19 protein-coding genes are annotated in these 18,479 nt (G+C 57.9%); 16 read left to right on the top strand and 3 right to left on the bottom strand.

The window, feature by feature from the left end; translation table 11 throughout:
• Window positions 1–26: 26 nt before the first annotated feature.
• Window positions 27–452 carry a cupin domain-containing protein gene (locus ABRP98_RS00765; protein ID WP_349857037.1) on the bottom strand — a complete coding sequence of 142 codons (426 nt, stop codon included), beginning with the start codon at window positions 450–452 and terminating at the stop codon, window positions 27–29.
• Between the two features lie 86 nt (window positions 453–538).
• Here ABRP98_RS00765 and rimM point away from each other — a divergent pair, with 86 nt between their 5' ends.
• From rimM to rplS, 7 genes are all read left to right on the top strand, one after another.
• Window positions 539–1,036, top strand: coding sequence for a ribosome maturation factor RimM (gene rimM, locus ABRP98_RS00770; RefSeq protein ID WP_349857038.1), 498 nt, complete (start codon window positions 539–541; stop codon window positions 1,034–1,036).
• Window positions 1,033–1,923, top strand: a complete 891-nt coding sequence (gene trmD, locus ABRP98_RS00775; protein ID WP_349857039.1) for a tRNA (guanosine(37)-N1)-methyltransferase TrmD — start codon at window positions 1,033–1,035, stop codon at window positions 1,921–1,923. The genes rimM and trmD overlap by 4 nt, the downstream gene beginning before the upstream one ends.
• A 5-nt stretch (window positions 1,924–1,928) precedes the next feature.
• A complete protein-coding gene (locus ABRP98_RS00780) occupies window positions 1,929–2,303 on the top strand; it encodes a hypothetical protein (RefSeq protein ID WP_349857040.1) in 375 nt (124 codons plus the stop codon).
• Between the two features lie 97 nt (window positions 2,304–2,400).
• Window positions 2,401–2,991 carry a hypothetical protein gene (locus ABRP98_RS00785; RefSeq protein WP_349857041.1) on the top strand — a complete coding sequence of 197 codons (591 nt, stop codon included), beginning with the start codon at window positions 2,401–2,403 and terminating at the stop codon, window positions 2,989–2,991.
• 159 nt (window positions 2,992–3,150) lie between these two features.
• Complete coding sequence (locus ABRP98_RS00790; RefSeq protein WP_349857042.1) at window positions 3,151–5,475, top strand: Tex family protein; 2,325 nt, start codon at window positions 3,151–3,153, stop codon at window positions 5,473–5,475.
• A 256-nt stretch (window positions 5,476–5,731) separates the two neighbouring features.
• Window positions 5,732–7,939 carry a YhgE/Pip family protein gene (locus tag ABRP98_RS00795; protein ID WP_349857043.1) on the top strand — a complete coding sequence of 736 codons (2,208 nt, stop codon included), beginning with the start codon at window positions 5,732–5,734 and terminating at the stop codon, window positions 7,937–7,939.
• Window positions 7,940–8,111: 172 nt separating this feature from the next.
• Entirely contained in the window at window positions 8,112–8,456 is a 345-nt protein-coding gene (gene rplS, locus ABRP98_RS00800; protein ID WP_005278655.1) for a 50S ribosomal protein L19, read from the top strand.
• A 380-nt stretch (window positions 8,457–8,836) separates the two neighbouring features.
• Here the strand turns inward: rplS and ABRP98_RS00805 are convergent, their stop codons facing one another.
• Entirely contained in the window at window positions 8,837–9,244 is a 408-nt protein-coding gene (locus tag ABRP98_RS00805) for a DUF805 domain-containing protein (RefSeq protein ID WP_349857044.1), read from the bottom strand.
• A gap of 704 nt (window positions 9,245–9,948) precedes the next feature.
• Between ABRP98_RS00805 and lepB (ABRP98_RS00810) the strand changes: the two genes are divergently transcribed.
• The 8 genes from lepB (ABRP98_RS00810) to ABRP98_RS00845 all read left to right on the top strand — a co-directional run bounded on the left by lepB (ABRP98_RS00810) (window position 9,949) and on the right by ABRP98_RS00845 (window position 16,604).
• A complete protein-coding gene (gene lepB, locus ABRP98_RS00810; protein WP_502878769.1) occupies window positions 9,949–10,644 on the top strand; it encodes a signal peptidase I in 696 nt (231 codons plus the stop codon).
• Window positions 10,622–11,359 (top strand): signal peptidase I, encoded by a 738-nt coding sequence (gene lepB / locus ABRP98_RS00815; RefSeq protein ID WP_349857046.1) that lies wholly within the window; start codon window positions 10,622–10,624, stop codon window positions 11,357–11,359. The genes lepB (ABRP98_RS00810) and lepB (ABRP98_RS00815) overlap by 23 nt, the downstream gene beginning before the upstream one ends.
• Entirely contained in the window at window positions 11,337–11,987 is a 651-nt protein-coding gene (locus ABRP98_RS00820; RefSeq protein WP_349857058.1) for a ribonuclease HII, read from the top strand. The genes lepB (ABRP98_RS00815) and ABRP98_RS00820 overlap by 23 nt, the downstream gene beginning before the upstream one ends.
• Window positions 11,988–12,049: 62 nt before the next feature.
• The gene (locus ABRP98_RS00825) at window positions 12,050–12,355 is read left to right on the top strand and encodes a DUF2469 domain-containing protein (RefSeq protein ID WP_005278666.1); all 306 of its coding nucleotides are present in this window, start codon (window positions 12,050–12,052) and stop codon (window positions 12,353–12,355) included.
• 180 nt (window positions 12,356–12,535) lie between these two features.
• Window positions 12,536–12,934: a YraN family protein gene (locus ABRP98_RS00830; RefSeq protein WP_349857047.1), complete on the top strand. Its 399-nt coding sequence runs from the start codon at window positions 12,536–12,538 to the stop codon at window positions 12,932–12,934.
• The gene (locus tag ABRP98_RS00835; RefSeq protein ID WP_349857048.1) at window positions 12,921–14,486 is read left to right on the top strand and encodes a YifB family Mg chelatase-like AAA ATPase; all 1,566 of its coding nucleotides are present in this window, start codon (window positions 12,921–12,923) and stop codon (window positions 14,484–14,486) included. Before ABRP98_RS00830 ends, ABRP98_RS00835 begins: the two co-directional genes overlap by 14 nt.
• Window positions 14,483–15,664 (top strand): DNA-processing protein DprA, encoded by a 1,182-nt coding sequence (dprA, locus tag ABRP98_RS00840; protein WP_349857049.1) that lies wholly within the window; start codon window positions 14,483–14,485, stop codon window positions 15,662–15,664. The genes ABRP98_RS00835 and dprA overlap by 4 nt, the downstream gene beginning before the upstream one ends.
• Window positions 15,665–15,686: 22 nt before the next feature.
• A complete protein-coding gene (locus ABRP98_RS00845; protein ID WP_349857050.1) occupies window positions 15,687–16,604 on the top strand; it encodes a tyrosine recombinase XerC in 918 nt (305 codons plus the stop codon).
• Between the two features lie 7 nt (window positions 16,605–16,611).
• Here the strand turns inward: ABRP98_RS00845 and ABRP98_RS00850 are convergent, their stop codons facing one another.
• A complete protein-coding gene (locus tag ABRP98_RS00850; RefSeq protein ID WP_349857051.1) occupies window positions 16,612–17,133 on the bottom strand; it encodes a M23 family metallopeptidase in 522 nt (173 codons plus the stop codon).
• Between the two features lie 390 nt (window positions 17,134–17,523).
• Here ABRP98_RS00850 and rpsB point away from each other — a divergent pair, with 390 nt between their 5' ends.
• The gene (gene rpsB, locus ABRP98_RS00855) at window positions 17,524–18,357 is read left to right on the top strand and encodes a 30S ribosomal protein S2 (protein WP_284769593.1); all 834 of its coding nucleotides are present in this window, start codon (window positions 17,524–17,526) and stop codon (window positions 18,355–18,357) included.
• Window positions 18,358–18,479 lie beyond the last annotated feature (122 nt).

Genomic DNA, 18,479 nt, shown 5'->3' on the forward strand with positions numbered 1-18,479 from the left:
CTGTCCTAACGGTGTGTGTATTCCAATTAGCCTGTAAGCATCGTTAAAAGCATTAGTGCCGGTTGCCCGTCTGACTGTTCTGTCGGAGAGTCCGAGTTCACATCCGGTAGGGGTGCGGCAACGCTATGCACTATATAGGCGGGTAAGTGCACAATGTTACCTGGGGCTAGTGTGACCGTGTTCTCCCCACAAGTGAAATTCACTTCGCCGCGTATCGCCTGCACGGTGATCGGATGGGCGGCTTTGTGATCTGGCAGGGATTGACCAGGGGCAAAACTGAAAAGGATCAGGTTTGCGCGCTCACCGTTTAAGACTCGCTTAACCCCAGGGCGCTCGCGTTCAGGATCGGTGGGAGGCGCCAAAGCCACCAGATCAAGGTCGGTCAAGGGGGAGTTCGGTGCCTCCTGATGCACACTGCGAGGATCGGAGGACGGGTGGGAAGAGTCGTTCATGCTTCAAGCGTAATGCCTAAGAGCGAGATTGTGGGGAGCGCGGCAGGAAATAAGAGCAGCTGGGTGTATGCGGTAAACTCTGCGCCATGGAATTGATGATTGGGCGCGTCATTAAGTCGCATGGGATCAAGGGAGAAGTGGTGGTAGAGCCCACCACCGATGAGCCTGAGGTGCGCTTTGCGGTAGGAGAAACACTGCGGGGAAGGCAGGGTCGCAAGGAGCACGAGTTGAATATCTCTGCGGTGCGCAGCCACAAGGGCAGGCTTTTGGTGACGTGCAAGGAAATTGCCAATCGCACGCAGGCGGAAAGCCTGCGCGGCACCCAATTTTTCGCTGCCCCATTAGAGGATGACGACGAGGGCTTTTATGACCACGAGCTCGAAGGCCTGCGCGTTATCCACGAGGGGGAAGACATCGGCTCTGTGACCTCCGTCGTGCACGGGCCTAGCCAAGACCTCTTAGAGGTTGAGCTAGCTTCGGGCAGCTCCGCCTTGGTGCCCTTTGTCCATGCAATCGTCCCCGAAGTGGACTTGGAAGCCGGCACGTGCATCATCCAACCCCCAGAAGGGTTGTTGGATCTATGAGGCTTGATGTAGTGACCATCTTTCCGGAATACCTACAGCCGCTGCGCCATGCCCTTTTAGGCAAGGCAATCGAGCAGGGCCGTCTCGAGGTGGGCGTGCACGATCTGCGGCAGTGGGCCACGGATGCGCATAAATCGGTCGATGACTCCCCCTTTGGCGGCGGCCCAGGAATGGTCATGAAACCTGAGGTATGGGGCCCTGCGCTTGACGATGTCGCACTCGGGGCCACCGCCCCCACCCTCGATTCCTCCCTGCCGCACCTCAACCGCCCACGACACGATGAATTAGAAGGCGTCGAAGCTCAAGCGTATGGCGCCGATGCGGCACACGACGAGCGAGAGAGCGACAGTGAAGATGGCGCCCTCCCGCTGCTTCTGGTTCCTACCCCGGCTGGGGCGCCGTTTACCCAAGCGGATGCGCGGTCGTGGTCCACCGAGGAACATATTGTTTTTGCCTGTGGGCGTTACGAGGGCATCGACCAGCGCGTGGTTGAAGATGCAAAGAAGCGCTACCGCGTTCGGGAAGTATCCATCGGGGATTATGTGCTCATTGGTGGGGAGGTCGCCGTATTGGTGATCGCAGAAGCCGTAGTCCGCCTTATCCCCGGGGTATTGGGTAATAAGCGCTCGCATGAAGAGGATTCCTTTTCAGATGGCCTATTGGAAGGCCCGAGCTATACCAAACCGCGCGAGTGGCGCGGGCTTGCGGTGCCGGAGGTTTTGACTTCTGGAAATCATGGTCTGGTAGATCGGTGGCGCAGGGAACAAGCGTTGGAGCGCACGTGGCAGCGCCGCCCGGAGTTATTGGATCAGGTGGAATTGAGTAAGGCGGATAAGGCATTTGTAGCGCAATTGAGCGAGCGTGAACCGAAAGGCAAGGCACAGTAGTGCGGGTGAGCGTGGATCTTTCTGTGCTGATGAGCCAGGAAGAATGGGAAGAAAGCCTGGCTGGTATGCCGGAGAAACTGCGCGATGCTGGTTTTGTGCCGGTAAATATTTTTGCCACCGTAGTTTCCCCGTCGCCGCCGAAAGCTAGCCCATTGGCCCTGGAATATGAATTCAGCAATGGAACCGCAGCGGAGGGCACGCCGCTGTGGCGGGTCATCGTCAATGGCGATACCACAGCAGCCCTGCCCTCCGTCGCGCCGATGGTTGCTGAGTGCTTACCGCCCACCGCGGCGTGGTTGGGAAGTACAGAAATCGGGCATACCGAATTCGCGTGGTCGGCCGAGCCGGTGTGGAGCGCAGAATCCAGCGAAGAAAATTAAGAAAAATTCCCTGGAAAACTTGTATCGGTGCTGGGTAGTGCTACTGTAAGTGCAGCACACACTCGCTTTTTTACTTGCTCTCCAAGGACTCTCTCGCATGACTTCTCCCAATGGAAATGATTTTGGCGGATACAACCAACAGTCGCAGTACAACCAGTACCCCGCGTATTCTCAGCCGCAACAGAGCCGCGGGAATGGGGCCATGATTGCGGCGATCATTTTGGGAGTTGTGGCGCTATTGGCCGTTGCTGCTGCCGCATTCTTTTTCGTGCAAGGAAATGGCGATAAGTCCAGCGCCACCGCGCAGGAAAGCCAATTCCAACAAAAGGCGGACTCCACAAGCGTTGATGACAAGGACGACGAGAAGTCGTCGGGTAGTGAAGCTACCGTGACCAAGACTGAGCAGGCACCTGCGCCCGCCCCAGCACAGGCACCTGTAAGTAGCGGCAATGGGCACTCGTGGGGCGACTACACGAGCTATTACGCTGCCACCAGTAAAACGTCAGAGGCATTTGCAAAAAATGTCTACAACACCTTTATGAATAACTGGGTGTCCGGTGGCGGAACGGATGTCACCTTGAGCGTCTATTCACCGACTACCGGTGGTACCTATACGATGTATTGCTCCGGGAACTCCTCGCGGGTAAGCTGCACCGGCGGCGATAGGGCCCGGGTAGTCATCCACTAAATTGGGGCGTGTTTCATTCCTCTTCTTCCTGCTTTCAGCGTGCGGGAAGAAGAGGATTTTTATGTGTCCCGCACTGGCCGTCTGGGGCGGCGGAAAACGCATGCGGTAAATTGGGTGGGTCCCATACCAAGCTTTGAAATGGAAGTGTGAGGAACCTACGTGAATATTGCGGCCACCATCGCGGCGGAGATTGGCGCTCAAGAAACCCAGGTTTCGACGGCGCTAAGGCTTCTGGCGGAGGGAAATACGGTGCCTTTCATTGCGCGCTATCGCAAGGAGGTCACGGGTGGTTTGGATGACGCGCAACTGCGCACCATCGAAGAGCGGGCCACCTACCTGCGCGAGCTGGAAGAGCGTAAAGAGACGATCCTTGCCGCCATTGAAGAGCAGGGCAAGCTTAGCGATGACCTGCGTAGCCAGATCCTCGCCTGCGATACCAAAGCGCGGCTTGAGGATTTGTATCTGCCGTATAAGAAGCGGCGCAAGACAAAGGCGGATATCGCGCGGGAAGCCGGCTTGGAAGAGCTGACCGACACATTGATTGCGCAGCTGCAGGCCCAGCCGGAGGAACTGGCACAGGGTTTTATTACGGAAGGTTTCGCGGATACCAAGAAGGCGCTAGAGGGGGCGCGCTCCATTCTTATCGATCGCTTCGCGCTCGATGCAGACTTGGTAGGCAGTGTGCGCGAGCGCATGTTTAACCAGGGTGCCATGCAGGCGCAGGTGGTGGAAGGAAAGGAAGCCGAGGGGGCGAAGTTCAAGGATTACTTCGACTTCAACGAACCTTTTTCTTCGCTTCCTTCCCACCGCATTCTGGCACTCCTGCGCGGGGAGAACGAGGGAGTGCTGCAGTTGCACCTCGATGCCGGTGACGACGCCGACTACGAGAACCTCATCGCGGATCGGTTCGAGTTGGAACGCAGCTCCGCGTGGTTGGATAACGCCGTGCACTGGGGATGGCGCACCAAGCTGTATGTTTCTTCCAGTCTAGATGTGCGCATGCGCTTGAAAGAAGTAGCAGAAGAAGACGCGCTCAAGGTCTTTGCCACGAACCTGCGCGATGTGCTGCTTGCCGCCCCCGCGGGCCAGCGCGCCACCATCGGCCTTGACCCGGGCTACCGCAACGGCACCAAATGCGCCGTGGTGGATAAAACGGGCAAGGTGCTCGATACCACCATCGTCTATCCCCATCAGCCGCAAAACCAGTGGTCGCAGGCGGTACAGACCCTGTCCACACTGTGCGCGCGGCACTCGGTTGACCTTATGGCCATCGGCAATGGCACTGCCTCCAGGGAAACAGAAAAGCTCGCGCACGAGATTGCTGACCTGCTCAAACAGGCTGGGGGTCAGCGGCCGACGCCCGTCGTGGTTTCCGAATCCGGCGCATCGGTCTACTCCGCATCGCAGCTGGCGGCGGAGGAATTCCCCGATATGGATGTCTCGCTGCGCGGGGCGGTCTCTATTGCCCGGCGCCTGCAGGATCCGCTGGCAGAGCTGGTGAAAATCGATCCTAAGGCCATCGGAGTGGGCCAGTATCAGCACGATGTGAACCAGTCGTCGCTGGCCCGGACGTTGGATGGCGTGGTAGAAAGCGCCGTCAATGGCGTCGGCGTCGACCTCAATACGGCCTCGGCGCCGCTATTGGAGCGCGTGGCGGGTGTTAACCCCACCATCGCCGCCAATATCGTGGCCTACCGCAATGACAATGGCTCTTTTGCTACCCGCAAGGAGCTGAAGAAGGTGCCGCGCTTAGGCCCGAAGGCCTTTGAACAATCCGCCGGCTTCCTGCGCATTAATGGGGGAGCGGACCCGCTCGATGCGTCGGCGGTTCACCCCGAGGCCTATCCCATCGTGACAAGGATTGCGGAGCAGACGGGGCTGGGCATCGGCGAGCTCATTGGCAATAACCGGGTGCTGGACAAGCTGGATCCCGCCGATTTTGCGGACGAGACCTTCGGTATCCCTACCGTGAGCGATATCATCGCCGAGCTAGATAAGCCCGGCCGCGATCCGCGCCCTGAGTTTAAGACCGCCACCTTTAAAGAAGGCGTGCATAAGGTCTCTGACCTTACCCCAGGCATGGTGCTGGAGGGCACGGTCACCAACGTCGCGGCCTTCGGCGCGTTTGTGGATATCGGCGTGCACCAAGACGGACTCGTCCATGTCTCTGCAATGAGCCATCAGTTTGTTTCTGATCCCCATGAAGTCGTGCGCTCTGGCCAGGTGGTCAAGGTCAAGGTGATGGAGGTTGACGTTGATCGCCAGCGCATCGGCCTGTCGCTGCGGCTGGATGATGAACCAGGCCAGCCTGCGCCGAAGCGTCGCGGCGGCGATTCGCCGCGCGGATCCGGCAAACGCGGCGGTCAAAAACCCTCGCGCGCAGCGGGGAAGAAGGGGGGCCGCAACTCCGATCGTGGAGGCTCCCGCGGGCGCCCGGCAGCCAAGGGGACCATGGCCGATGCCCTGAAGAAAGCCGGCTTCTAACTTCTCTGTGCAGTGGCCTACCGGCACCGCAGGGTGGGCCGCTGCCTGAGGCCGCGGTGGGGAAAATATCCCCGCCAACCGCGCATGCGCCGAAAAATATGACCGCCACTTCGCAGTCGATGCGGACTCCCGCGGCCATTAATGGTAAGTTTGGCAAAACTAAGTAAATGGCGTCCTTCTTTTCCTGTTTCAACGAGGCACTGCTGAGTAGAGCGGGGCAAGGGGGACGCTGAACTACTGCCATAAGGAGACAACTATGAGTCGTGCGGCCGATAGCGGTCAAGGTGCCGGGGACACCGCAGAGATGCCTTCGATAAGCGGCGAGGACCCCAAGGGCCGGGGAGTGCTGGGCTGGCACCGCCTCTTGGATTGGCGCCCGCGCAGCGCTTTGTCGCGGGTGCTTATCGTATTCCTCCTCGTTGCTCCCATCATCGTGGCCGGAACCATGATGTGGGCTATGTGGGATCCATCCAAGTACATGCGCAATATTGATCTTGCCGTGGTCAATGAAGATGCGGGCGTGGATAAGCAGGGCAGGCACACCAACTATGGCGACCAGGTGGTCAAGGGCTTGCTGGATACCGATTACCTCAACTTCTCTGAGGTCAATAAGAACGACGGCGATGAGGGCCTGGTCAAGGGCAAGTACTTGATGGTGGTGACGATCCCGAAGAACTTTTCCGAACAAGCCGTCACCATTATCAGCGAAAAGCCCGAAAAGCCTGAGATAAACTTCGCTACCAATGACTACTACGGCACGAATGGCTCAGTGATTTCCTCCAGCCTTATTCCGCAGGTGCAAACCAGCGTGGAAAACGCCATTTCCAAAAAGTACGCTGACCAGGTCATCGAAGGGCTTACTAAGTTGAGTGACGGCCTGAACAATGCCGCGGACGGCGCGGGGCGACTCGATGAGGGCGTCGGCAAGCTGCAAGAGGGCGGCGGGCGCGTGATTGACGGAATTAACAAGCTCGACAACGGTGCGGGCATGCTCAATAACGGCACGGCCGAGCTCCTCAACGGAACGACGCGGCTCAATGATGGCGTCGGCCAGTTGAATGATGGTGCGGGTCGGCTGAGCGATGGCGCCGCGCGCCTCGATGACGGTGCCACCCGGCTTGCCGATGGCTCCGATAAGCTCCTTGCCGGCACCGGCCGCCTCGCCGATGGTGCGGGCCAAATCGATGCCGGTGTCAATCAGCTCACGGGCATGCTCATCCCCGTGCTGAAACAAGCCCAAGCCGTGGTGCCTGGTCTTACCCAGCTGGTAGACATTCTGCGCGGGCTCGGCATGACACAACAAGCAGACCAGCTTTATTCGCTCGTATCCAAGCTTGATCCCGCATCGAGTGGGAATATGGTGGGGCAGCTGGAAAAACTTTCCGCAGGTACCGGCCAGCTGCACTACAACCTGTCCGATCCGCAATCGGAATATCTGGGCGGTCTTACCACGCTGAACGGCGGGGCACACCGCCTGTCTGATGGCATCAAGGAACTGCGCGGCGGAGTCGGGAAGCTTAGTGACGGTACCTCGCAGCTGCAGGACGGCGCGTCCCGCCTGCAGGATGGCGCATCTCGCCTCCACGATGGCACGGGCGTGCTTAAGGAGGGCACCGGCCGGCTGGCAGAAGGCGGAGCTGAGCTGAAGGGCGGCATGGATCGCCTCAAGGAAGGCTCTGGCGAGCTATCTACAAAGCTTGCCGAAGGCGCCGCCAAGGCACCTACCATTTCCCGCCCAGAGGATTCCGCGCAAAATATAGCGGTTCCCATTAACTTCACCGCATCCAATGTCCACCCCGTGCAGACGGTGGTCAACCCAGCGGACCCGACCGAAAAGAATATTACCGGCGGCGCCTCCATGCTCTTCGTGCCCGTATTCGGCTTCCTCGTCATGCTGCTCTTGGCGATGACGCTGCCGTACTACATGGCGCGCCGGGGAGCCCGCGCCACCAGCCCGGCCCGCAGCGTATTTGGTGCCTTTGCCGCGTTGACCGGCCTGAACTTCCTCATACTGGCGTTTATGGCCCTGATGTCTTCCACCCTGGGGTGGCAGCCGGCAAGCTGGTCCATGATCGCGCTCGTGCTCGCCGCGATTTCCGCCGTGGGTGCGGCGACCTACCAGTTCTTCCTGATTACCTTCGGGCGCAAGATCGGTTCGATCTTTGCCGCCGGCGCGTTTGCCCTGGGCGTGATGGTCTTTGGCGGTGTCTGGCCGGTCCTGGCGATTCCGCGCGCGCTCAGCCTGCTGCACCCTTTCCATCCGATGTCTTACGCCAAGGACGCGTTCACCCGCGCTACCGACGGCATTCATGATGGCACGTTCTGGAGCAGCATCATTATCCTCTTTAGCATCACGGTGGGTGCCGTGGTGGCGTCGTACCTGGTCTTCCGGGCGCGATACCTGGGCACGGCAAAGATCCTCGATGAGCACCATTGCCGTTTCCGCGCGCCCATGCCCGCCTAGGGTGCGCCCCGGCCCGTTCGCCCCAGGTAGGGTAGTAAATCTGCGAAGTGGAGGAATTTGGAATTGGCCGGTTCCTATGGAAAGATAATCCATCGTTCTATGTAACGGGCACGAACCGGTCAGGCTTAAAGCCGCCAGGGTCCTCTGTCCCAAACTGAAAAGGAATATTGGTATGACCAACATTATCGACAAGGTCGATGCAGCACAGCTGCGCGACGACATCCCGTCCTTCCGCCCCGGCGATACCCTCGACGTCAACGTCAAGGTCATTGAGGGTAACAACGAGCGTGCACAGCTCTTCAAGGGCATCTGCATCCGCCGCCAAGGCTCCGGTATCCGCGAGACCTTCACCGTGCGTAAGGTTTCCTTCGGTATCGGCGTAGAGCGTACCTTCCCGGTTCACTCCCCGAACCTCGAGTCCATCAAGGTCTCCCGCCGTGGCCGCGTCCGTCGTGCGAAGCTGTACTACCTGCGCGATCTGCGCGGCAAGAAGGCTCGCATCAAGGAGCGTCGCTAGTTCTAGCGCCGCTGCGCGCAGTTTGTTTCTCCCCCTTTTCCCCATCCGCTGAGTACCGGGAAAAGGGGGAGATTTGTATTTTCCTTCTTGTTTTAGGTTCGGGATCGAGAACCTAGCTAATCAGATTAGTTGGGACCAATTTGAGCATTAGAAGGCAGAAAACAGTGACACTTCGGCGTGTATGTGGGACCAAAAGAGAATCCCTTAAGAGCATGCGCGGAGTATAACGTAATGCAAAGGGAGCTCAGGGTTGTTGAAAACTGGGATGGGTTAACTGTGGAGCCCCGAGGGCAGCGAATCTGACCAAGGCACAATGTAGAGAACCGAAGGATTGCAGCTATTTGAATGGGAGCTGAATAAAATGGTGAGTTTTTGAAATCCTATGCTTTCTCGGATTCCTTTGTTTTTAGCCACTCCTTGCTTGTCGGTAGAAAGGTTAATACAAATATAGGAATGGTACCTATTACGGGAATGAAAAGTAACAGGAGCAAGACCCCAGGAAAGCCCGCATCTTGGATTCTTCTTGTGGTTAATGCAAGAAAAGAGATAAATAGAAGAACTAAGAGTATTTTCACTACTGTTGTTCCGAAATTCCCGACAGCATGGTAGTCAAACTTGCTGATAGGGATTGAAGCGATAGCTATAGCAGCGAATACCCACCAATACTCGCTTCTGGATGCACGACCAATAAAAATAAATGGTCTTGTAACAAAGCGTTTTAAAGCCTGCCATGGGGATGCCCCTGGCAGGGGCTGGCGACATGGGGACCGGAACGCTTGTTCAAACATCAAAACCTCTCTTTTTGCTGAGTAGAACTACTTTGAACCTCAACTCGGGAGAACGAAATATCTATTTTGACGTCTACAATTGTAGAGCCTTGCTTCCTGCAGCATACATATCTAATTGGATAATTTCGTAATATTCTAAGACCTCAAGAGTTCAGTCTTATTGAATCGACGTTAGTGGTGTACCTAGTGCGGCGAATTCCCCGCCTATGAAAAGACTGACATTAGTGGTCGTTGTTCGGCAGCGTGAAAATACTTAGATGTAAAATAATCGGAGCATATAGATAAAGATCTAAATTATTCCATTTTTATGGGAGCGTTTTTAACTTTTAAAGTGAAGTCTTCTTTCATATTTTCCAGGTCGGGAAATAACAGTCTTTTCTCTGGCGAAAAGCGCTTCTAACCTGGTTATTCTGATTATCTGCAGACTTTTGATTGTAAACTACATATACAATCTCCATGCTACTTGTCAACGCGGCCAAGCAGATACTCACAAGTTACTCACTCAAATGGTAGGCCTTACACAGAAGTGCGACTCGTCTATAGTTCCTACAGTCTGGGGTACTCGGCTAAACATTTCGATTTCCTGTGAATCGGCCGAAGTCGCGGGAGCCAATCCGGATCTCGGGCACGCAGTTGCTAGGATCTGACGGGTGAATAACGAAAGTATCTCGCAGGGCAAAGAAGCGGCCACGGAGAAAAAACAAATGCCGTGGTGGCTGGAGACTCTCGTGGTCGTCATTTCCGTGCTGGTGGTCGTGGGGCTATTCCAAAACTTCATTGGCCGCCAATACGTGATTCCCTCAGGATCCATGGAGCCGACACTGCACGGCTGTGAGGGATGCACAAATGACCGCATCTTTACAGAAAAGGTCTCCTACTACGGCGATAAGGGCCCAGAGCCAGGAGACGTTGTAGTCTTTAAGGGCACGGACGACTGGAACGGGAGTTACGTGTCTCCGCGCTCATCCAATTCCGTCATTCATGGCATCCAGGATGCGTTGAGCTTTATTTCCCTGGCACCGCCAGATGAAAATACCCTGGTCAAGCGCGTTATCGCCACCGGTGGGCAGACGGTGTCGTGCCAAGAGGGCGATCCCGCCGTCATGGTGGATGGCAAGCCCATCAACCAGGACTACGTACAGGAACCGCCGACCTACCCAGTGGATGAGTCGACCGGATCGGAAGCCTGCGGCGGCCCGTATTTCGGCCCGGTGAAGGTGCCCGAAGAGAATATCTGGGTCATGGGGGATAACCGCACCGCGTCTGCTGATTCGCGTTACCACATGGGTGATAATTTCCACGGCACGATCCCCGTAGAGAATGTGCGCGGAAAGGTGCAGTTCGTATTCTGGCCGTTCAACCGCATTGGTGGGGTCGATGACCCAGACATCCAAAGCTAAGCCGCAACAACAGCGCCTGCGCACCCGCGATTTCCTCGCACCGGTCATAGGCGGCTTCGTGCTCTTAGTCCTACTGCAGGCTTTCGTCGGCCGGATGTATGTCATTCCCTCCGCGTCGATGGAACCCACGCTGCATGGTTGTACTGGCTGCGATAATGACCGCATCGCGGTGCAGAAAATGAGCTATTATTTCCACGACCCAGATCCAGGCGATGTCGTGGTTTTTGAAGGACCCGAATCCTGGAATACCGAATTTGAAGTTCAGCGCTCCGAAAACGTGCTGGTGCGCGGTGCCCAAAATGCCCTTGCATCCGTGGGGCTTTTGCCCAATGGGGAAAATATCCTGGTCAAGCGCGTTATCGCCACCGAGGGCCAGACGGTCAAGTGCGAAGAGGGCGATTCCGCGGTGATGGTGGATGGTGAACCGATAGATCAGAGCTTCACGTTGGATCCTCCCGAGATTCCGGTGGATCCTGGCTCCGGCTCGCAGGCTTGTGGCGGCGAGTACTTTGGCCCCGTCACCGTCCCGGAAAGCAATATGTGGGTCATGGGGGATAACCGCACCAATTCCCTTGATTCCCGCGCGCACATCGGCGACCACCTGCAAGGCACCGTGCCGGTCGATAATGTGCGCGGCAAGGTAGAAGCCGTGGTCTTGCCCGTATCGCGCTTGGGTGGCATCGACGATCCGGATATCCAGAATGCGGCGGCTTAAACAGCAGCGCACCTTTGAGGTGGCGCTGGCCCGAGCGGGGCTCGGCCCCGTCGCTGGGGTGGATGAAGCCGGCCGCGGTGCGTGCTGTGGCCCCATCACCATCGCCGCCTGCATCCTGCCCGAGCGCATCGTGGGAGAATTGGATACCTTAACCGATTCCAAGAAGCTCACGCCCCGCCAACGAGAAAAGCTCTTTCCCATCATTAAAGACAAGGCTGTGGACTGGTCGGTGGTCCATATTGCGGCAGGGGACATCGACAAGCGCGGCATCCAGCACGCGAATACCTCAGGCATGCGCAGGGCGGTAGCGTGCCTGGACAAGCGCCCAGGCTATGTGCTTTCCGATGCCCTCTTTATCCCCGGCCTTACCCAACCTCACCTGCCCATTATTGGCGGGGATGCGGCGGCGCGATGCATTGCGGCGGCAAGCGTGTTGGCCAAGGTAAGCCGGGATCACCTCATGCGGGATCTGGATGAGCGTTTTCCGGGCTATGGCTTGGCTGGGCATAAGGGCTATGGCACCAAGGCGCACGAGGCCGCGATTGCCGCTTTGGGGGCGAGCCCGGAACACCGCATGAGCTACAGCAATGTGCAGCGCGCCCATGCCCAATTCACTGCGCGTGCCTAGCGAAAATTGTGGTTTCTGCGCGCTAAGCTAGGGCGAGCTATCCCATCTTTTGGAGGTCCACAGTGAGTGCAGAGGAACTCGAAAACTACGAGGCAGAGGTAGAGCTGTCCCTTTACCGCGAATATCGCGATGTCGTCAGCCAGTTTTCTTATGTCGTAGAAACCGAGCGCCGTTTCTACCTGGCCAATGCCGTAGAACTGATTCCCCATACCGCCGGGCCCGATGTGTACTACGAGGTGCGCATGTCCGATGCCTGGGTATGGGACATGTATCGTTCCGCGCGCTTTGTGCGCTACGTCCGCGTCATTACCTACAAGGACGTCAATATCGAGGAATTGGATAAGCCGGATTTCATCATGCCGGACTAGGGCTTAGCGCGCCTGTCAACTCGGCGCCCGCTGCATTCCGCCGCAGCTGTGGATAACTCTTCGTGATGTCGAAGTTATTCACAGCTGCGGCGGTTTTCTGGTTTTCGGGCTTGTAGCCTGCCCGCATCCTGCGGTGTTCTGTGCGTGCAGTAAAAAGCACGAAAGAAAAGGACACCGCACATGCAATTTGCATCAGATAAACACTTGGCCACGAAACGCCCTCAGCATAGACAACAGCTAGGCAAGCGGGGCGAATCATTTGCCGCGCGCTACCTCCGCCAGCGTGGATCCGAGATCATCGCCGCCAACGTTAGCTACTGCGTGGGAGAAATCGATCTGATCGCCCGCGAGCCAGATGGCACAATTGTCTTCGTCGAGGTAAAAACCCGCTCTACAGCGAGCTTTGGCATAGCCGAGGCCGTAACTCCACACAAGCTTTCGCGCATGCGCAGGGCCGCCGTCCAATGGTTAGATGGCAAGCCACTTTCCACAGTGCGCTTTGATGTCATAGCCCTCGTGGCCAAAGGCGAGGGCTTTGAGCTAGAACACTTTACGGGGGTCGAGGATGGCTCTCGGTAAATGTTTAGCAGTCTCCCTACACGGCGTGCTCGCCCGCGTTATCAACGTCGAAGCGAATGTGGGGCACGGGCTTCCCGGAATCCATGTGGTGGGGCATGCGGATACTGCGATATCTGAATCCCGCGACCGCATCAAGACCGCCGCCGCGAACTCCCGCCTGCCGTGGCCGAAAACCAAGGTCATCGTGTCCATGTCGCCGGCCTCTTTACCAAAATCAGGCTCCCACTTTGACCTGCCCATGGCCCTTGCGATTCTCGCCGCCCACGTAGAACAGCACGGTGCTGATTACGCGCGCTTCGTGCAGGCACCCAGCCGGGTGCTCGAAGAAACTTTGGTGCTCGGGGAGCTGGGCCTGGACGGCACGGTTAGAGCAGTCCCCGGCATTATCCCAGCACTTCTTGCCGCCCGCGAGGAGGGCATTACTACGCTGGTTATTCCGCCAGGAAATGCCGCCGAGGCCACCCTCGTGCCCGATATGAATGTGCTGGTTGCAGCTACGCTCTTTGATGCCTTTGCGTGGGCGCTAGGAGAGCGTGACCTGCCTCGGGCAGCCGAGTGCTGCTCTGACCACCCCGCACCGGCACCCACACAGGAACGGCTCGACTATTGCGATATAGCCGGGCAGCATCATGCGAAGTGGGCGGCAGAAGTCGCCGCCGCCGGTGGACACCACCTGTTGATGATCGGCCCACCGGGCTCGGGAAAATCCATGATCGCCTCGCGCCTGCCCAGCATCCTTCCGGACCTGAGTCCAGACCAGATGGTAGAAACCACCGCTATCCACTCACTGACAGGAACCCCCGGAGAAGTGGTCTCCCATGCTCCCTTCATCGCCCCGCACTCTTCGGTCACCCGCGCAGCGCTCCTTGGTGGTGGAAGTGGCCATCCTCGCCCAGGTGCGGTGAGCCTGGCCCATAATGGGGTGCTCTTCCTCGATGAAGTCAGCGAGGTAAGCGCACCGGTCCTCGACGGCATGCGGGCGCCTTTAGAAGAAGGCCATGTCCGCCTGGCACGCGCGCAACAAGAAATAGACTACCCGGCGCGTTTCCAGCTCATTATGGCCGCCAATCCCTGCCGGTGCGCTGCCGAGGATCCCTCTAAATGCACCTGCAATCCGCATGACCGGCTTAATTATCTATCGAACCTGTCTGGGCCCTTGCGTGACCGCTTGGACATGGTGGTCACCCTGTCTGGGCAGTCAGCCACCATTAACGCGGAGGGCGAAGAATCATCTTCCGCCATTGCTGAGCGCGTCGCCGCAGCCCGTGACCGCGCCCGGGCACGCTGGGCAGCTGATGACATTCCGGCACGCGTCAATGGCGCCGTGTCCTCGTCCTATTTGCGCCGACACCGCCCAGCTTCCGAGTCCGCGATGATCATGCTGTCTGCCTACTTAGCCGAGGGCGAGATTTCGCAGCGCGGTATCGACCGCGTCCTGCGCGTGTCGTGGACCTTGGCCGATCTGCACGGAAGCTCTAGGCCGGATCTTGCGGAAGTGGGCCAAGCCCTTGACCTTCGCTCGAGCCAGACGGTGGGGAGGATTTCGGCATGAGTGAGCTTGATTTATCGACTCCACTTGCCACGTGGGTATATCTCAATCGCGTGGTTGAGGGCCCGTCTGCCTCCTTGCAGGCCTTGCTGGAGCACCATTCGGCGGAAGAGATTGCCCACGGGATTTATCACCGAGCCGATTGGATCGGGTCGCTTTTGGCCCGCACCGCCTCGCGGTTTGATTGGGTGCGGCAAAAAGAAGATCTCGCTGCGGCAGAGCGCGTAGGGGCGCGCTTGATTACGGCCGATAGCCCGGAGTGGCCGACAGAGGAATTCTCTTCCGCCTTCGGTTTCTACCAGAATGGCGCGGACGCGCCGGCCACATTCGATGAACAAGCAGTGCCGCCACATAGCTTGTGGGTGCGCGGCTCAGCACTCAAACCCGACGTAGGGCAGGCCGTAGGGATCGTGGGCACGCGCGCCATTTCACGCTATGGGTGGCAGGCAACCCAAAGCGTGGTCTCAGGCCTGGTAAACCACGAATGGACGATCGTCTCCGGCGGCGCCTTGGGAGTAGATACGGTGGCGCATGAGACCGCCTTACACAATGCGGGGCGCACCGTTGCGGTAGCCGCATGCGGAATCGACAAGAATTATCCGGCCCGCAATGGTGGACTCTTCGATCAGATTGCCGATAATGGCTGCATCGTCTCCGAATTCGCCCCCGAGACAGCACCCAAGCGGCATCGCTTCCTTATTCGCAACCGCCTTGTTGCAGCGCTGAGCCAAGGAATCGTGGTCATGGAAGCCGCGTATCGTTCCGGCGCGCTTAATACCCTCAACTGGGCGGAAGCTTTAGGGCGCGTTGCCATGGCTGTGCCGGGACCAATTACGACGAGCGGCTCGCTCGGATGCCACCAGCGCATCCAAGACGGGCGGGCCCAGTTGGTCGCCAGCGCCGATGAAGTTCGCGCCCTGGTCGGCCGCGCCGGGACGGTCGATCCGGAGGCGCAATATGAGATGAATTTTGCGGCGTCCTTAACGCAGCGGCTATCGCGAAATGAGTTACGTGTTTTTGATGCGACCCCGCCGCCGGGACGCCCTGCAGCCACCGCTGAAGATATTGCACGCGACGCGGGATTCCGCCTTCCTCTTACTATCCACTTATTGCTTACCCTAGAGAAAATGTGCGTGATCGTGCGGGAAGGAAATAACTGGGTTCGCTTAGAGATGGGCTGAAAAGGAAGTAAACTCATGGGGTATGAGTGATAAACGGAAGGCTGCAGAAAGCAATGCTCCGGTGGGGCAGATGGATGAGGCCATCGAGGATTTTGCGGACTTCCAGCTCCAGGTCAAAGGCCGTGCGGAGGCTACGGTGCGTGGCTACCGCGCGGACTTAAAAAACCTGGCCCAAGACATCGATACTTTTGCGGACTTTAACCTCAATAACCTGCGGCAGTGGCTGGGCAACGCGGTTGCAGAAGGCAAAGCGCGCGCAACGCTGGCACGCAGGACTGCCTCAGTTAAAGCCTTTTCTACCTGGGCGGAAAGGGAAGGCTACCTAAGCCGTGATGTCGCGGCACGATTGGTAACACCGAAGGTGGGCCAGCATCTCCCAACGGTCATGGCGCCGCAACAGGCGGGTGAACTTGTGGGCAACGCCGTTTCAATCGATGAAGCCCATTTTCAGCGCGATAGCGCCATTTTGGAGCTGCTCTATGCCACCGGAATGCGCGTTGCGGAATTGGCCCGCCTCGACATCGGGGACGTGGACTTTAAGCGTTCCACCGCGCGCGTTACTGGTAAGGGAAACAAGCAAAGGGTCGTGCCCTTCGGTACCGCCGCAACCGATGCCCTGCAGCAGTGGATAGATGGCGGGCGCAAAGAACTGGCGCGGGGAGATACCCAGGCCATTTTTGTGGGCAGTAGGGGAGCGCGCATTGATCAGCGCCAGGTGCGACGTATCGTGGAAAAAGCCGCAGCGGTTACGGGCACAAGCGGGCTCACACCGCACGGGGTGCGCCACCTTGCGGCTACTCACCTCCTAGAAGGCGGGGCGGATCTGCGCGTGGTCCAAGAGCTACTGGGCCATTCATCCTTGAGTACCACACAGATTTATACGCATGTCTCCGCAAAGCGGTTAAAGCAGGTCTATTCCCAGGCGCACCCGCGGGCCTGAGTAATTCTCATAAAGGCTTAAGCCGGATGACCGGCATATCTAGCAGGCTTAGTGGGTCGATATAGCCGTCTTTGGCGATTCGGGCGCCCCAATGCAGCCCTGGTGTGCCGTCTACTGGGTGGCCGAGCTTGCCTATAGTTTGGCCCTCGCGCACCTCTTGGCCTTGGGTAACGCTCGCGTGCACGGGTTGATACGTGGTGCGAATACCATCGGCATGGTCAATCGAAATAACCGGGGTGCCCGCTACGGTGCCGACAAAAGCTACGGTGCCTGATTCAGCGGCGACGACGGTACCGCCTATTCGCAGGGCCATATCGACCCCGCGGTGCCCCGCGCTCCACTTGTGTTCGGGCTTATCAAAGCCGCGTAGCACCCGAACCGGGCGCGTCTTTCCGGAGGCGGGATCGACATATGCGGTAGCGGGCGCAGCGCACAGTAGCACGAGTGCAGCGGTGAGGATGGTGGTGACGGAGGGGAGAAGGGGGCATCGGCAAGCAGCGTTGTTGTGTGGTCGTAGCAAACGGTTCATGGGGCACAGTGTGAAGCGTTGGGCCAATATTGTCCTGCGAAGCGTGGGCTGGCTGTGGATAAACTGGCAGCGGTGAGGCGGAAGAAACCCGAGTGACAATCGAGGCGAAACGTCCAAAGAAACTTGTGGAAAAGTGCTCGTTCGGTTTGGAAAATCCAGCTGGCTGGGATTATTGTCTTCTGTAGCAGTGTGTCCGCTGGGTGGTAATCATCACGGAGGCATTGACTACGCGCGACGAAGTTGTCGCATCCTGCATTAAGGATGTGGCGGTCCGATAGCTGACGTGGTCCTTGGAAACAAGGTGTTAGCAGGGCCTTCGTTGCTAGGGTGCGGAATAAAACACCGCACATTTGGAAAACCGAAAGACAATTAAAAGAAAGCGAGCGAATCATGGCAGTTGTAACCATGCGCGAGCTCCTCGACGCTGGTGTGCACTTTGGCCACCAGACCCGTCGCTGGAACCCGAAGATGCGTCGTTTCATCTTCACTGACCGTAACGGCATCTACATCATCGACCTGCAGCAGACGCTGACCTACATCGATGAGGCATACGAATTCGTTAAGGAAACCGTCGCTCACGGTGGCACCATCCTTTTCGTTGGCACCAAGAAGCAGGCGCAGGAAGCAGTTGCGGAAGAAGCAACCCGCGTCGGCATGCCTTATGTCAACCACCGCTGGTTGGGCGGCATGCTTACCAACTTCCAGACCGTGTCCAAGCGTCTGAAGCGCATGAAGGAGCTTCAGGCTATGGATGAGCGCGAGGACGGCTACAAGGGCCGTACCAAGAAGGAAGTTCTGATGCTCAACCGCGAGCGCGCCAAGCTTGAGCGCGTTCTGGGCGGCATCTCCGAGATGGCTAAGACTCCGTCCGCACTGTGGATTGTTGACACCAACAAGGAGCACATCGCGGTTAAGGAAGCTCACAAGCTGAACATCCCGGTTGTTGCCATCTTGGACACCAACTGCGACCCGGATGATGTTGACTTCCCGATCCCGGGCAACGATGACGCAATCCGTTCCACCAAGCTGCTGTCCGGCATCGTGGCTTCTGCCGTCGAAGAGGGCAAGAAGGCTCGCGAGGAGCGTCAGCTTGCAGCCGCTAAGGAAGCTGCCGGCGATTCCGCAGAGAAGGAACAGCGCGATGCTGAGGCTGCTGCAGCCGCATCCGATCCTGCTTCTGCAGAAAAGACCGAGGAAGCACCCGCAGACAAGCCTGCACAGTAGGCCTGCCTCTTGTGAGGATTCTTTCTTAACTGCACTTAATTGAATACCCCACGCACATTTTGGTGTGGGGCAGCTAGGGAATAATTCCTGTACAAGGCTGTTTACCTGACCCCTACCACCGT

The organism is Corynebacterium sp. KPL2838 (assembly GCF_040225455.1).
In the GTDB taxonomy this organism is placed as follows: Bacteria; Actinomycetota; Actinomycetes; order Mycobacteriales; family Mycobacteriaceae; genus Corynebacterium; species Corynebacterium rhinophilum.

What these genes read in the sequence shown, in the direction of transcription:
- ABRP98_RS00765 (WP_349857037.1), bottom strand. Translation starts at nt 452, where the DNA reads ATGAACGACTCTTCCCACCCGTCCTCCGATCCTCGCAGTGTGCATCAG.
- rimM (WP_349857038.1), top strand. Translation starts at nt 539, where the DNA reads ATGGAATTGATGATTGGGCGCGTCATTAAGTCGCATGGGATCAAGGGA.
- trmD (WP_349857039.1), top strand. Translation starts at nt 1,033, where the DNA reads ATGAGGCTTGATGTAGTGACCATCTTTCCGGAATACCTACAGCCGCTG.
- ABRP98_RS00785 (WP_349857041.1), top strand. Translation starts at nt 2,401, where the DNA reads ATGACTTCTCCCAATGGAAATGATTTTGGCGGATACAACCAACAGTCG.
- ABRP98_RS00795 (WP_349857043.1), top strand. Translation starts at nt 5,732, where the DNA reads ATGAGTCGTGCGGCCGATAGCGGTCAAGGTGCCGGGGACACCGCAGAG.
- rplS (WP_005278655.1), top strand. Translation starts at nt 8,112, where the DNA reads ATGACCAACATTATCGACAAGGTCGATGCAGCACAGCTGCGCGACGAC.
- ABRP98_RS00805 (WP_349857044.1), bottom strand. Translation starts at nt 9,244, where the DNA reads ATGTTTGAACAAGCGTTCCGGTCCCCATGTCGCCAGCCCCTGCCAGGG.
- lepB (WP_502878769.1), top strand. Translation starts at nt 9,949, where the DNA reads ATGCCGTGGTGGCTGGAGACTCTCGTGGTCGTCATTTCCGTGCTGGTG.
- lepB (WP_349857046.1), top strand. Translation starts at nt 10,622, where the DNA reads ATGACCCAGACATCCAAAGCTAAGCCGCAACAACAGCGCCTGCGCACC.
- ABRP98_RS00830 (WP_349857047.1), top strand. Translation starts at nt 12,536, where the DNA reads ATGCAATTTGCATCAGATAAACACTTGGCCACGAAACGCCCTCAGCAT.
- ABRP98_RS00835 (WP_349857048.1), top strand. Translation starts at nt 12,921, where the DNA reads ATGGCTCTCGGTAAATGTTTAGCAGTCTCCCTACACGGCGTGCTCGCC.
- dprA (WP_349857049.1), top strand. Translation starts at nt 14,483, where the DNA reads ATGAGTGAGCTTGATTTATCGACTCCACTTGCCACGTGGGTATATCTC.
- ABRP98_RS00845 (WP_349857050.1), top strand. Translation starts at nt 15,687, where the DNA reads ATGAGTGATAAACGGAAGGCTGCAGAAAGCAATGCTCCGGTGGGGCAG.
- ABRP98_RS00850 (WP_349857051.1), bottom strand. Translation starts at nt 17,133, where the DNA reads ATGAACCGTTTGCTACGACCACACAACAACGCTGCTTGCCGATGCCCC.
- rpsB (WP_284769593.1), top strand. Translation starts at nt 17,524, where the DNA reads ATGGCAGTTGTAACCATGCGCGAGCTCCTCGACGCTGGTGTGCACTTT.